The sequence below is a fragment of the Acinetobacter sp. CS-2 genome, from assembly GCF_016599715.1.
Classification (GTDB): domain Bacteria; phylum Pseudomonadota; class Gammaproteobacteria; order Pseudomonadales; family Moraxellaceae; genus Acinetobacter.
The window spans coordinates 2,990,597-3,003,737 of sequence record NZ_CP067019.1 but is presented as its reverse complement, the minus strand read 5'-3'; the positions used below and the strand labels follow the sequence as shown (position 1 = coordinate 3,003,737).

The 13,141-nt window shown below is 43.8% G+C and carries 11 protein-coding genes and 5 tRNA genes; all 16 read left to right on the top strand.

What is annotated here, in order from left to right:
• The first annotated feature begins 64 nt into the window (after window positions 1–64).
• The 16 genes from JFY49_RS14785 (at window position 65) to rpoB (ending at window position 13,044) form a co-directional block, all read left to right on the top strand.
• Window positions 65–748, top strand: coding sequence for an FHA domain-containing protein (locus JFY49_RS14785; RefSeq protein ID WP_180174538.1), 684 nt, complete (start codon window positions 65–67; stop codon window positions 746–748).
• 85 nt (window positions 749–833) lie between these two features.
• Window positions 834–1,505, top strand: a complete 672-nt coding sequence (locus JFY49_RS14780) for a phosphoglycolate phosphatase (RefSeq protein ID WP_180042022.1) — start codon at window positions 834–836, stop codon at window positions 1,503–1,505.
• Window positions 1,506–1,619: 114 nt separating this feature from the next.
• The gene (trpE, locus tag JFY49_RS14775) at window positions 1,620–3,113 is read left to right on the top strand and encodes an anthranilate synthase component I (protein WP_166170661.1); all 1,494 of its coding nucleotides are present in this window, start codon (window positions 1,620–1,622) and stop codon (window positions 3,111–3,113) included.
• A gap of 98 nt (window positions 3,114–3,211) precedes the next feature.
• A tRNA-Thr gene (locus tag JFY49_RS14770) sits at window positions 3,212–3,287 on the top strand.
• Between the two features lie 54 nt (window positions 3,288–3,341).
• A tRNA-Tyr gene (locus tag JFY49_RS14765) sits at window positions 3,342–3,425 on the top strand.
• Window positions 3,426–3,463: 38 nt separating this feature from the next.
• Window positions 3,464–3,539: transfer RNA gene (locus JFY49_RS14760), tRNA-Gly, on the top strand.
• Window positions 3,540–3,554: 15 nt separating this feature from the next.
• Window positions 3,555–3,629 (top strand) — tRNA-Thr (locus JFY49_RS14755).
• 147 nt (window positions 3,630–3,776) lie between these two features.
• Window positions 3,777–4,967, top strand: a complete 1,191-nt coding sequence (gene tuf / locus JFY49_RS14750) for an elongation factor Tu (RefSeq protein ID WP_086196440.1) — start codon at window positions 3,777–3,779, stop codon at window positions 4,965–4,967.
• Between the two features lie 56 nt (window positions 4,968–5,023).
• A tRNA-Trp gene (locus tag JFY49_RS14745) sits at window positions 5,024–5,099 on the top strand.
• Window positions 5,100–5,172: 73 nt separating this feature from the next.
• Window positions 5,173–5,613, top strand: a complete 441-nt coding sequence (secE, locus tag JFY49_RS14740) for a preprotein translocase subunit SecE (RefSeq protein ID WP_086197256.1) — start codon at window positions 5,173–5,175, stop codon at window positions 5,611–5,613.
• A 7-nt stretch (window positions 5,614–5,620) separates the two neighbouring features.
• The gene (gene nusG, locus JFY49_RS14735; protein ID WP_086197255.1) at window positions 5,621–6,154 is read left to right on the top strand and encodes a transcription termination/antitermination protein NusG; all 534 of its coding nucleotides are present in this window, start codon (window positions 5,621–5,623) and stop codon (window positions 6,152–6,154) included.
• A 118-nt stretch (window positions 6,155–6,272) separates the two neighbouring features.
• A complete protein-coding gene (rplK, locus tag JFY49_RS14730) occupies window positions 6,273–6,701 on the top strand; it encodes a 50S ribosomal protein L11 (protein ID WP_034587972.1) in 429 nt (142 codons plus the stop codon).
• 3 nt (window positions 6,702–6,704) lie between these two features.
• Window positions 6,705–7,400, top strand: a complete 696-nt coding sequence (gene rplA, locus JFY49_RS14725; RefSeq protein WP_166168483.1) for a 50S ribosomal protein L1 — start codon at window positions 6,705–6,707, stop codon at window positions 7,398–7,400.
• A gap of 327 nt (window positions 7,401–7,727) precedes the next feature.
• On the top strand, window positions 7,728–8,234 hold the full coding sequence (gene rplJ, locus JFY49_RS14720; protein ID WP_086197253.1) for a 50S ribosomal protein L10: 507 nt from the start codon (window positions 7,728–7,730) through the stop codon (window positions 8,232–8,234).
• Between the two features lie 48 nt (window positions 8,235–8,282).
• Window positions 8,283–8,651, top strand: coding sequence for a 50S ribosomal protein L7/L12 (gene rplL / locus JFY49_RS14715; RefSeq protein WP_086197252.1), 369 nt, complete (start codon window positions 8,283–8,285; stop codon window positions 8,649–8,651).
• 304 nt (window positions 8,652–8,955) lie between these two features.
• Window positions 8,956–13,044, top strand: a complete 4,089-nt coding sequence (gene rpoB / locus JFY49_RS14710; protein ID WP_086197250.1) for a DNA-directed RNA polymerase subunit beta — start codon at window positions 8,956–8,958, stop codon at window positions 13,042–13,044.
• Window positions 13,045–13,141: the final 97 nt, after the last annotated feature.

The following is a 13,141-nucleotide window of genomic DNA, read 5'->3' as shown; positions in this document are numbered from 1 at the left end:
TGGCTAAAGAATTGAATATTTGCCGTGATATGATGATTCAAAATCACAAAGAGAAGTGCATTTCATGACTTGGAAAATACAAGCAATTACTGGTGAATTAACGGGACAGGAAATCAGCATCGACCGTGATATGTTGGTCGGGCGCCATCAGAGTGCAGATATCGTATTGCAGGCCGGGGAAATTTCCCGTAAACATGCGGCTTTCTTGCTCAAAGACCAAGCCTTATGGCTGCAAGATTTAAACTCATCCAATGGCACCTTTGTCAATGATGTACGTATTGAACATGAAACCTTGTTAAAAGAAGGGGATATCATTCAGTTCGCAAGCCTGAAATTTTCAGTTCTAGAACCTGCTCAAGCAATAGACGTGCCGCTTGAGATTGAACAGACTGTCGCTGCATTAAATCAGGAAGGGCCAGCAGTTAAACAGCCTGTAGAAACTGAAGTGCTAAAGACCGCAGCACAGCAAATGAATGATCAGGGCATGCCTGAACTGACCGAGCGCGATGCCAGCGTTCAGCTGAGTCGTGATGGTATGCCACAAGGGGTTGCCATCCCGAAACCTGCACCTATTCCTGAAGGTGTAGACTTGAGTACAATTCCCGAGAAGCAAATACCTATCGCGGTTGAAACACCGGTATCACGTGTAGAGCAAGTCAAGGAAGAGCAGAAAAATGCATCGGTGGGCCTAATCTCCATTGTTGTATTGATTATCCTTGCAATCATTGCCTGGTTGTTCTTTAAATAAGCCTGCACGCGACATACAATAAAGGCATGCAATCGCATGCCTTTATTGTATCTGTATGGTCGAAATCAATCATAAGAGGGAAATGATGTCTGTAGCAAAACTTGCAAGCCGTAAACTGATTTTATTTGACTTGGATGGTACCTTGGTTGACTCGGCATCAGATTTATACCGGGCCATGAACATGAGTCTCAATGTCTTGCAATTGCCGACCGTGACTGAGCAACAGGTGCGTACCTGGATCGGTAAGGGCACCTCTGTTTTTTGCCATAGCACTTTGCAATATCTTACCGGAAAGGTCGATCCTGCACAGCATCAGCAATTATTGGCGACTTTTTTAAGTATTTATAATGCAGATCCCTGTGTGGATACCCAGCCTTTTAAAGGGGTAGTTGAATTTCTTGACTGGGGTTTAAGCTGCAATAAGCAAATGATTTGTGTCACCAATAAACCCGAACAGCCGGCACGTGCGATTGTTGAAGCCTTGGGGCTGAATCATTATTTTGTCGATGTGATTGGCGGGGACCGTTTTGAAGAACGTAAACCTCATCCACGGCAGTTGCTGTTTTGTGTTGGTGAATATAATGCCACTGCGGCAGAAACGCTCATGATTGGGGACTCCAGTAATGATGTGGAAGCAGCAAGACGTGCGGGAGTTGATTGTATTGTGGTGAGCTATGGCTATAATCATGGTGAAGATATTCATGATTGCCAGCCGCAACAAGTGGTTGATGATTTAACAGAATTACTTGCGCAATAAGTGAAAATTAAGGATAGTGGAATGAGAAATTGTATGGTTTTTCGATGGCGAAACTAAGTCAGATTACAGGAAAACAAACTTAAACCAGCCATATCGAAAACATAGAGAATACTCATGACAACTCAAGCTCAATTCGAACAGTTAAAATCTGAGGGTTATAACCTGATTCCGGTTTATCGTCAGCGTTTGGCCGATACCGAAACTCCATTATCCGTATTTGCACGTCTGAAAGACCACAGTCAGGCCTATCTGTTTGAATCGGTCGAGGGAGGAGAGAACTGGGCACGTTATTCCATTATCGGTTTGGGTGAGTCCACTGTTTTTTCATGCAACCGCGGTGTATTAACCGTTCAGCAGGTGGATGGTTCTGTTGATACTCAGTCATGTAGCGACCCATTTCAGTATATCCGTGATTTTCAGGCGCAGTTCCATGTGCCGACGCAAAAAGATTTGCCTGATTTACCGAGTTTCACCGGTGGGCTGGTGGGCTATTTTGGCTATGATTCGGTACGCTATATTGAACCGCGCCTAAAAAATGTGCCTGAAGCCGATCCGGTCGGTTTGCCGGATATCTGGATGATGCTGTCTAAAACCGTCATTGTGTTTGATAACTTAAAAGACACCTTGTTCCTGATTGTACATGCAGATGCAAATGATCCCGAGGCCTATGCCAAAGCCCTGGCTCAATTGGATGAACTGGAAAATACGCTGGCAACCCCGATCAGCCTGCAAGCCAAAAAACATACCGCTCCCCATTTTGAGTCTTTAACCGGGCATGACAAGTTTATCGAGTCGATTGCCAAGGTGAAGGAATATATTAAAGCGGGCGATGTCATGCAGGTAGTGCCGGGGCATCGTATGGTCTCGGACTTCGATGGCGAGCCTTTACAGGTCTATCGTGCCTTGCGTCATCTGAATCCATCACCGTATCTGTTTCTGGTTCAAGGGCGGACTTTAGATAATCAAAAGCCATTTCATATCGTAGGATCTTCACCTGAGATTTTATCGCGTCTGGAAAATGGCATTGCGACTGTGCGTCCTTTGGCCGGGACGCGTCCACGTGGTAAAACCAAAGAAGAAGATTTGGCGCTTGAGCAAGATCTGCTTTCTGATGAAAAAGAGATTGCTGAACATTTGATGCTGATTGACCTGGGGCGTAACGATGTTGGGCGTGTGTCAAAAATCGGTAAAGTGCAGGTCACGGATAAAATGGTGATCGAACGTTATTCGCATGTCATGCATATTGTCTCGAATGTGCAGGGTGAAGTTCGCGATGATGTCGATGCGCTGGATGTGTTTAAAGCCACTTTCCCGGCAGGTACGCTTTCGGGTGCACCAAAAATCCGTGCCATGGAAATTATTGACGAAGTCGAGCCGGTCAAACGCGGAATTTTTGGAGGGGCTGTGGGTTATTTAGGCTGGCATGGTGAAATGGACATGTCGATTGCCATTCGAACCTGTGTGATTCGTGAAAATAAGGTCTATGTTCAGGCTGGCGCAGGTCTGGTTTATGACTCAAATCCTGAATCTGAGTGGAATGAAACCCAAATAAAAGCTCGCGCAGTGATCAAAGCGGTTGAATTATCATCAAACGGATTGATTTTATGAGTTTTTGACGGTTTTTTTGAAAAAAACACTTGCACGGATTCTAAGTTTTGCTAAACTGCACACCGTTCCGATACGAAACGTACAAAACACTAAGAAACGCCGGCATAGCTCAGTTGGTAGAGCAACTGACTTGTAATCAGTAGGTCCACAGTTCGAATCCGTGTGCCGGCACCATCTTAGAAGTTTGAGTAGTGGGGTAAAAGAACAACACTGAAGTAAGTGTAAAATGGTGAGATTCCCGAGCGGTCAAAGGGAACAGACTGTAACTCTGTCGCGTAAGCTTCGAAGGTTCGAATCCTTCTCTCACCACCAATTTTAAGACTTCGATAAGTGGTTTATACCAACATCGTGCGGGAGTAGCTCAGTTGGTAGAGCGGTAGCCTTCCAAGCTACATGTCGCGAGTTCGACCCTCGTCTCCCGCTCCATTGAAGTTTTTATTTGCTCTTATAGCTCAGTGGTAGAGCACTCCCTTGGTAAGGGAGAGGTCTCGAGTTCAAATCTCGATAAGAGCTCCAGATACAGTTTGGCAACTTTGTTGCAAAGATTTTAAAAAGCAGGCTTATTAGTCTGCTTTTCAAGTATTGGGTGTTTGATTTTTTAAACGACATGTCGGAGCTGGGTTTTACTCAGGATTGTGTTCGACGTAAACGAGGAAGATGAACATGGCTAAGGCTAAGTTTGAACGTAACAAGCCACACGTAAACGTGGGCACAATTGGTCACGTCGACCATGGTAAAACTACTTTAACTGCTGCGATTGCAACTATTTGTGCAAAAACTTACGGCGGTGAAGCGAAAGATTACGCAGCAATTGACTCTGCACCAGAAGAAAAAGCACGTGGTATTACCATTAATACTTCACACGTAGAATACGATTCTCCATCTCGTCACTACGCTCACGTAGACTGCCCAGGACACGCCGATTATGTTAAAAACATGATCACTGGTGCTGCTCAGATGGACGGTGCAATCCTTGTATGTGCTGCGACTGACGGTCCTATGCCACAAACTCGTGAACACATCCTTTTGTCTCGCCAAGTAGGTGTACCTTACATCCTTGTGTTCCTGAACAAATGTGACCTTGTAGACGACGAAGAGTTGCTTGAACTGGTTGAAATGGAAGTTCGTGAACTTCTTTCTACTTATGACTTCCCTGGTGATGACACTCCTGTTATCCGTGGTTCAGCTTTGGCTGCGCTTAACGGTGACGCTGGTCAATATGGCGAATCTTCAGTTCTTGCTCTTGTTGAAGCGCTTGACACTTATATCCCAGAACCAGAACGTGCAATCGACAAAGCATTCTTGATGCCAATCGAAGACGTATTCTCAATTTCTGGTCGTGGTACAGTAGTAACTGGCCGTGTTGAATCAGGTATCGTGAAAGTAGGTGAAGAAGTTGAAATCGTAGGTATCAAAGATACAGTTAAGACAACTGTAACTGGCGTAGAAATGTTCCGTAAATTGCTTGACGAAGGTCGTGCAGGCGAGAACTGTGGTGTTCTTCTACGTGGTACTAAACGTGAAGACGTTCAACGTGGTCAAGTACTTGCTAAACCAGGTACAATCAAGCCGCACACTAAATTCGATGCAGAAGTATACGTACTTTCTAAAGAAGAAGGTGGTCGTCACACTCCATTCCTTAACGGTTACCGTCCACAGTTCTATTTCCGTACAACTGACGTAACTGGCGCGATTTCTTTGAAAGAAGGCGTTGAAATGGTTATGCCTGGTGACAACGTAGAAATGTCAGTAGAATTGATTCACCCAATCGCAATGGACCCAGGTCTACGTTTTGCGATCCGTGAAGGTGGTCGTACAGTTGGTGCTGGTGTTGTTGCTAAAGTAACTGCATAATAGCAACCATAAGTTGAAATTACAGATCGGGGACTTTAGTTCCCGATTTGTACTGTAGGTCAGTAGTTCAATTGGTAGAGCGTCGGTCTCCAAAACCGAATGTTGGGGGTTCGAGTCCCTCCTGGCCTGCCATTTTTTTAAAAAAAAGCTTGATGCTGGTTAAATTGTCATATAATAAGTCGCGAAGCCTACGACGAGTACAAAAATGTCGAATGATAAATCGCGTGACGCATTAAGCGAAGCGCCAATTCCACAAAGAAATAATTCTGCTGAAGTTGTTAATTCTGGTTCCCCTTTAGATATTGTTCTATGGGTTATCGCATTGATTTTGTTAATCGGTGCAGCCATAGGGGGGCAGTATTTGCCAGCGTATTGGGCACCAGCCAATAGTGTTTGGGTGCGCGTTGGAATAATTTTGGCTTGTATCGTAGTGGCTTTAGGTTTATTATACGCCACCCATCAAGGCAAAGGCTTTGTTCGTTTGTTGAAAGACGCTCGAATTGAGCTGCGTCGTGTGACTTGGCCGACTAAGCAGGAAACGGTATCCACATCTTGGCATGTTCTTGCTGTTGTTGTAATCGCTGCCATTGTTTTATGGTGTTTTGATTACATCTTGGGCTGGTTAATGAAGTTTTTTATCGGGTAAAAGAGCTATGAAACGTTGGTACATTATTCATGCCTATTCAGGTTATGAAAAACAAGTGATGCGTTCACTTAATGATCGAATCCAGCGTAGCGCTGTAGCCGATAGCTTTGGTGAAGTCCTGGTTCCTACCGAAGAAGTGGTAGAGATGAAGGATGGTAAGAAGCGTAAATCAGAGCGTAAATTCTTTCCTGGCTACGTATTAGTCGAAATGGAAATGAATGATGATACCTGGCACATCGTTAAAGAATGTCCAAAAGTATTGGGTTTCATTGGTGGTACAGCAGAGAAACCTGCACCAATTACGCAAAAAGAAGCTGATGCGATTCTTGCGCGTGTACGCAATACTGGTGAAGCACCTCGTCCTAAGACGATGTTTGAGCCAGGCGAAGAATTACTCGTTATTGATGGTCCATTTACCGACTTTAAAGGTGTGGTGGAAGAAGTTCTTTACGAGAAGTCACGTTTGACGTTGACAATCAATGTATTCAATCGTCCAACTCAGGTTGAGCTCGAATTTCGTCAAGTCGAAAAAGCGAACTGATTTAAGTTGGATTGAAAACGCCCGATTTGTTATGGATCGGGCATTGTTGTTGTAACAGTATTGTTACATAAATAGCGTTGGGGAGCCTAGCGGCGTTTGTACCCAGAGGTAATTTGAAATGGCTAAGAAGATTGACGGCTATATCAAGCTGCAAGTTCCAGCTGGTAAAGCGAATCCATCTCCACCGATTGGTCCTGCACTAGGTCAACGTGGTGTTAACATCATGGCATTCTGTAAAGAATTCAATGCTGCTACACAAAAAGTTGAACCAGGTCTTCCAATTCCTGTAGTGATTACTGTGTACAACGACAAGTCGTTCACATTTATCATGAAAACTCCACCTGCTGCTATTCTTCTTAAGAAAGCTGCTGGTATTCAAAAGGGTTCAGCTGTACCTAACAAAACTAAAGTTGGTAAGTTGACTCGTGCTCAGTTAGAAGAAATTGCGACTACTAAAGAACCAGATTTAACTGGTGCTGATTTAGACGCACGTGTACGTACCATTGCTGGTTCTGCGCGTTCTATGGGCTTGGAAGTGGAGCTATAAGACATGGCTAAATTAACTAAACGTCAAAAAGCCATTGCTGCTGCTGTAGAAGCAAACAAAGTTTACACTTTGGAAGAAGCAGTACAAGTTTTAACTAGCCTTCCTGCTGCTAAATTCAAAGAATCTTTGGATGTATCAGTAAATCTAGGTGTTGACCCACGTAAATCTGACCAGGTTGTTCGTGGCGCGACTACACTTCCTGCAGGTACTGGTAAAACTGTACGTGTTGCTGTGTTTGCTCAAGGTGCTGCTGCTGAAGCTGCTAAAGCTGAAGGCGCAGACATCGTTGGTTTTGATGATCTTGCTGAAAGCATTCAAGCGGGTAACCTTGATTTCGACGTAGTAATTGCTGCTCCAGATGCAATGCGCGTTGTAGGTAAACTTGGTACGATTCTTGGTCCACGTGGCTTAATGCCAAACCCTAAAGTGGGTACAGTAACTCCTGACGTAGCTGGCGCTGTTAAAAACGCTAAAGCTGGTCAAGCACGTTACCGTGTAGACAAAGCGGGTATCATCCACGCTGCGATCGGTCAAGTTGGCTTTGAAGCTGCTGCTGTTCGTCAAAACGTTGAAGCTCTTGTAGCTGACCTTAAGAAAGCAAAACCTGCGACTTCTAAAGGTGTTTACATCAAAAAGATCACTTTAAGCTCAACTATGGGTCCTGGTCTTACTATTGATGTAGCAAACGTATCTAACTAAGTTTGACTTAGAAAAGAATTTTAAAGCCCTGAAGATGTCTCCTTCTCCCTCTGGGAGAAGGTCGGGAAGAGGGTTAAACCTCTCCCTAGTCCTCTCCTATAAGGAGAGGGGATAATTTAGGCAAACTTTGAATTGATAAATGTAAATTTGTCAGCGTCAAAGACCTCGGGCGAGGGGAGTTCTTTGGAACTCACTTCTTAAAAGTCCAGTCCGAGTAGACGCGGTGGTGTGATTTGTTCATCCTCCGCGTGTAAGTCCAGTGATGGCCTTACGAATTGGGAGTGTACTTCTTTGTAAGTGCATAAATCACCGTTAGGAGGTTTTACAATGGCTCTTCTTATCGAAGGCAAAAAACAGATCGTAGCTGAAGTAGCTGAAGTTGCTTCTACTGCATTTGCTGCTGTTGTTGCTGACTACCAAGGTTTAACTGTTGAGCAATTAACTGCTCTTCGTGTTGAAGCTCGTAAACTAGGTGTTGCTACACGTGTTGTGCGTAATACTTTAGCTAAACGTGCTCTTCAAGATACTCAATTCAATATCTTGAATGACAACCTTGTTGGCCCAACAATCTTAGCTTTCTCAACTTCTGAAGACGACATGGGCGCAGCTGCTCGCTTGTTTGAAGAATTTGCTAAAACTAACAAAGCATTTGAACTTAAAGCTGCTGCATTTGACGGCAAGGTTTATCAAGGTGCTGAAGTTAGCGTTATCGCAAACCTTCCAAACCAAGAAAAAGCGCTTACTATGCTTGCAAACGTTCTTCAAGCTCCTATTTCGAAATTGGGTCGCCTTATTACTGCGCTCAAAGAGAAAAACGAGTCAGAAGCTGCATAAGCTTAAATTTACTTTCACACCATTCAATCCCCATTTGGAGTTATTCTCATGGCTTTAACTAACGAAGAAATCTTAAACGCAGTTGCTGAAAAAACTGTTCTTGAACTTGTTGAACTTATCTCTGCTTTTGAAGAAAAATTCAACGTATCTGCTGCTGCTGTAGCTGTTGCTGCTGGTCCTGCTGCTGGTGCTGCTGTTGAAGAACAAACTGAATTCAACGTTGAGTTGACTTCTTTCGGTGCTAACAAAGTAGCTGTAATTAAAGCAGTTCGTGAAATCACTGGTCTTGGCTTGAAAGAAGCTAAAGACATGGTTGAAGGCGCTCCTTCAGTTCTTAAAGAAGGCGTTTCTAAAGAAGAAGCTGAAGAACTTAAGAAAAAACTTGAAGAAACTGGTGCTACAGTTACTGTTAAGTAATTTCGATCGGGGTCTAATTTTAAATTGACCCCAAAAATTGGCTGATGGCTCTTGGGTCATCAGCCTTTTTGCGTTACAATTATCGGCTCGATTTTTGTTTGATTGGTGTAAAAAAGCATCAATTATTATAATAATCAATAATATCAAACGTTTACCAATATTTTTTATATTTGAAAATATTGCTAAGCGTTTTAATACCACTAAAAATTGCAGCATTTGTAAAAAGTGGTGGCCATATCGGCCTGTGTAATTCCTTCTAGGTCCGTTCTGCAGGCGGACTTAGTTTACTTTCCGAGGACTCCAGATGGCATACTCATATACCGAAAAGAAACGGATCCGTAAGAATTTTGGTAAATTGCCTAGCGTCATGGATGCTCCGTACTTGCTCGCGATTCAGGTCGATTCGTACCGAACATTCTTACAAGATGGCAAAACACCAAAAAACCGCGAAGATATCGGTCTCCAAGCCGCATTTCGTTCAGTTTTTCCTATTGAAAGTTATTCTGGCAATGCTGCTTTAGAATTTGTTGAGTATAGTCTTGGTAAGCCTGAGTTTGACGTGCGTGAATGTATTTTACGTGGTTCAACTTATGCAGCACCAATGCGTGTAAAAATTCGTTTGATCTTAAAAGATCGCGAAACCAAATCAATTAAAGACGTACGTGAACAAGAAGTGTACATGGGTGAAATGCCACTCATGACAGAAAACGGTACTTTTGTCATCAATGGTACTGAGCGTGTAATCGTATCTCAATTACACCGTTCACCAGGCGTGTTCTTTGACCACGATAAAGGCAAAACACATTCTAGCGGTAAAGTTCTTTATTCTGCACGTATCATTCCTTACCGTGGTTCATGGCTGGATTTCGAATTCGATGCTAAAGACCTTGTATATGTTCGTATTGACCGTCGTCGTAAATTGCTTGCGACTGTGGTTCTTCGTGCTTTGGGTTATAGCAACGAACAAATCCTGGATATGTTCTACGAAAAAGTACCTGTGTATCTTGACATGGGTAGCTACCAGATTGACCTGGTTCCAGAACGTCTTCGTGGCGAAATGGCGCAATTCGACATTGCTGACAATGACGGTAAAGTGATTGTAGAGCAAGGTAAACGTATCAATGCGCGTCACGTACGTCAGATGGAAGCTGCTGGTTTAGAAAAACTTTCTGTTCCGGATGAATACTTGTACGAACGTATTGTTGCTGAAGATGTTGCTTTACGTGACGGTGAAGTGATTGCAGCCAATACGGTATTGAGCCATGAGATCATGGTGAAATTGGCTGAAGGTGGCGTAAAACAATTTAACGTATTGTTCACGAATGATATCGATCGCGGTTCATTCATTGCTGACTCTTTACGTGCTGATACAACTACTGGTCGTGAAGAAGCACTGGTAGAAATCTACAAAGTGATGCGTCCAGGCGAGCCACCAACAAAAGAAGCTGCTGAGAACCTGTTCAACAACCTGTTCTTCTCTTCTGAACGTTATGACTTGTCTCCGGTCGGTCGTATGAAGTTCAACCGTCGTTTGGGTCGTCCTTACGAAGTCGGTACTGATCAGAAGTCTCGTGAAGTTGAAGGTATTCTTTCAAACGAAGACATCACTGATGTATTAAAAACATTGGTTGAAATTCGTAACGGTAAAGGTGAAGTCGACGATATTGACCATTTAGGTAACCGTCGTGTTCGTTCTGTTGGTGAAATGACAGAAAACCAGTTCCGTGTTGGTCTTGTTCGTGTTGAACGTGCTGTTAAAGAACGTTTAAGCCAAGCTGAAACTGACAACTTGTCTCCGCAAGATTTAATCAATGCGAAACCAGTTGCTGCTGCAATCAAAGAATTCTTTGGTTCAAGTCAGTTGTCTCAGTTCATGGACCAAAACAACCCGTTGTCTGAAATTACACACAAACGTCGTGTATCAGCGCTTGGGCCTGGTGGTTTGACACGTGAACGTGCGGGCTTCGAAGTACGTGACGTACATCAAACTCACTATGGTCGTGTGTGTCCAATTGAGACTCCTGAGGGTCCAAACATTGGTTTGATTAACTCACTTTCTGTTTATGCGAAATGTAATAACTTCGGTTTCCTGGAAACTCCATACCGTAAAGTTGTAGATGGTCGTGTAACAGATGACGTTGAATATCTTTCTGCAATTGAAGAAGTAGGTACTGTCATTGCACAGGCCGATTCTGCAATTGATAAAGAAGGTAACCTGACTGAAGAATTCGTTTCTGTACGTCACCAAGGTGATTTCGTACGTATGCCTCCTGAAAAAGTGACGCATATGGATGTATCTGCTCAACAGGTTGTATCTGTTGCTGCATCACTTATTCCATTCCTTGAACACGATGATGCGAACCGTGCATTGATGGGTTCAAACATGCAACGTCAGGCAGTACCTACGTTGATCGCCGACAAGCCGCTTGTTGGTACTGGTATGGAAGCAAACGTAGCGCACGACTCAGGTGTATGTGTACTTGCGAAACGTGGTGGTCGTATTGAATTTGTAGACGCGTCTCGTGTGGTAATTCGTGTCAACGAAGAAGAGATGATCGCAGGTGAAGCAGGTGTAGATATTTACAACCTGATCAAATATACACGTTCGAACCAGAACACTTGTATCAACCAGAAAGTTCTTGTGAAACTTGGTGATAAAGTTGGTCGTGGTGACGTTCTTGCGGATGGTCCATCTACGGATGGCGGTGAATTGGCGCTTGGTCAAAACATGCGCGTAGCGTTCATGACCTGGAACGGTTACAACTACGAAGACTCGATCTTGTTATCTGAGCGTGTTCTTCAAGAAGACCGTTTAACGTCGATTCATATTCAAGAATTGTCATGTGTTGCACGTGATACCAAGTTAGGTGCAGAAGAAATTACTGCTGATATTCCTAACGTTGGCGAAGCTGCACTGTCTAAACTGGACGAGTCAGGTATTGTTTACATCGGTGCTGAAGTAACAGCGGGTGACATCCTGGTTGGTAAAGTAACACCGAAAGGTGAAACGCAGTTGACGCCTGAAGAAAAATTGCTTCGTGCAATCTTCGGTGAAAAAGCAGCTGACGTTAAAGACTCTTCTTTACGTGTGTCTTCAGGTGTGAAAGGTACAGTGATTGACGTTCAAGTGTTTACACGTGACGGTCTTGAAAAAGACGAACGTGCTCAAGCCATTGAAAAAGCTCAATTGGATGCTTACCGTAAAGACTTGAAAGAAGAATTCAAAATCTTCGAAGAAGCAGCACGTGAACGTATTGTTCGCCTGTTGAAAGGTCAAGAATCGAATGGTGGTGGTACCACTAAACGCGGTGACAAGCTTACTGAAGAATTGTTATCTGGTTTAGAGCTTGTTGACTTACTGGATATCCAGCCAAGTGATGAAGCAATTGCTGAGCGTTTAACTCAAATCCAAGTGTTCTTGAAAGAGAAGAGCCAAGAGATTGACGAGAAATTTGCAGAGAAAAAACGCAAACTTTCTACGGGTGATGAACTGACTACTGGCGTATTGAAAGTGGTTAAGGTTTACCTCGCAGTTAAACGTCGCATCCAGCCGGGTGATAAGATGGCCGGTCGTCACGGTAACAAGGGTGTTGTATCGAACATCTTGCCTGTAGAAGACATGCCGCACGATGCCAACGGTGTTCCTGTGGATGTGGTACTTAACCCGCTGGGTGTACCATCACGTATGAACGTGGGGCAGATTCTGGAAACTCACTTGGGTATGGCAGCGAAAGGTCTTGGTGATCAAATCGACAAGATGTTGAAAGAGCAACGCACTGTACTTGAGCTTCGTGACTTCTTAGACAAGATTTACAACAAAGTTGGCGGTCAGCAAGAAGATCTTGACAGCTTGACTGATGATGAAATCTTGGCATTATCTGGTAATTTGCGTGCTGGTGTTCCTTTAGCAACACCTGTATTCGATGGTGCTGAAGAATCGCAAATCAAAGAATTGCTTGAACTTGGTGGCATTTCACGTACGGGTCAAACGGTATTGTATGATGGCCGTACCGGTGAACGTTTTGACCGTCCAGTAACTGTAGGTTACATGTACATGCTGAAACTGAACCACTTGGTTGATGACAAGATGCATGCGCGTTCTACAGGTTCTTACTCTCTAGTAACGCAACAACCATTGGGTGGTAAAGCCCAGTTCGGTGGTCAGCGTTTCGGTGAGATGGAAGTCTGGGCACTGGAAGCATACGGTGCAGCTTATACGCTCCAAGAAATGCTTACTGTGAAATCGGATGACGTTGAAGGTCGTACTCGTATCTATAAGAACATTGTAGATGGTAACCATTACATGGACCCAGGTATGCCTGAATCGTTCAACGTATTGACCAAAGAGATCCGTTCTTTAGGTATCAACATTGAACTGAAAAATGGTGACTAATTAAATCCCCCTGACCCCCTTTTTCAAAGGGGGAAAGTTCCCCTCTTTATCAAAGAGGGGCTAGGGGAGATTCCAAATTTCAGTTAAAAAACAATAT

What these genes read in the sequence shown, in the direction of transcription:
- tuf (WP_086196440.1), top strand. Translation starts at nt 3,777, where the DNA reads ATGGCTAAGGCTAAGTTTGAACGTAACAAGCCACACGTAAACGTGGGC.
- secE (WP_086197256.1), top strand. Translation starts at nt 5,173, where the DNA reads ATGTCGAATGATAAATCGCGTGACGCATTAAGCGAAGCGCCAATTCCA.
- rplL (WP_086197252.1), top strand. Translation starts at nt 8,283, where the DNA reads ATGGCTTTAACTAACGAAGAAATCTTAAACGCAGTTGCTGAAAAAACT.
- rpoB (WP_086197250.1), top strand. Translation starts at nt 8,956, where the DNA reads ATGGCATACTCATATACCGAAAAGAAACGGATCCGTAAGAATTTTGGT.
- nusG (WP_086197255.1), top strand. Translation starts at nt 5,621, where the DNA reads ATGAAACGTTGGTACATTATTCATGCCTATTCAGGTTATGAAAAACAA.
- JFY49_RS14785 (WP_180174538.1), top strand. Translation starts at nt 65, where the DNA reads ATGACTTGGAAAATACAAGCAATTACTGGTGAATTAACGGGACAGGAA.
- rplK (WP_034587972.1), top strand. Translation starts at nt 6,273, where the DNA reads ATGGCTAAGAAGATTGACGGCTATATCAAGCTGCAAGTTCCAGCTGGT.
- trpE (WP_166170661.1), top strand. Translation starts at nt 1,620, where the DNA reads ATGACAACTCAAGCTCAATTCGAACAGTTAAAATCTGAGGGTTATAAC.
- rplA (WP_166168483.1), top strand. Translation starts at nt 6,705, where the DNA reads ATGGCTAAATTAACTAAACGTCAAAAAGCCATTGCTGCTGCTGTAGAA.
- rplJ (WP_086197253.1), top strand. Translation starts at nt 7,728, where the DNA reads ATGGCTCTTCTTATCGAAGGCAAAAAACAGATCGTAGCTGAAGTAGCT.
- JFY49_RS14780 (WP_180042022.1), top strand. Translation starts at nt 834, where the DNA reads ATGTCTGTAGCAAAACTTGCAAGCCGTAAACTGATTTTATTTGACTTG.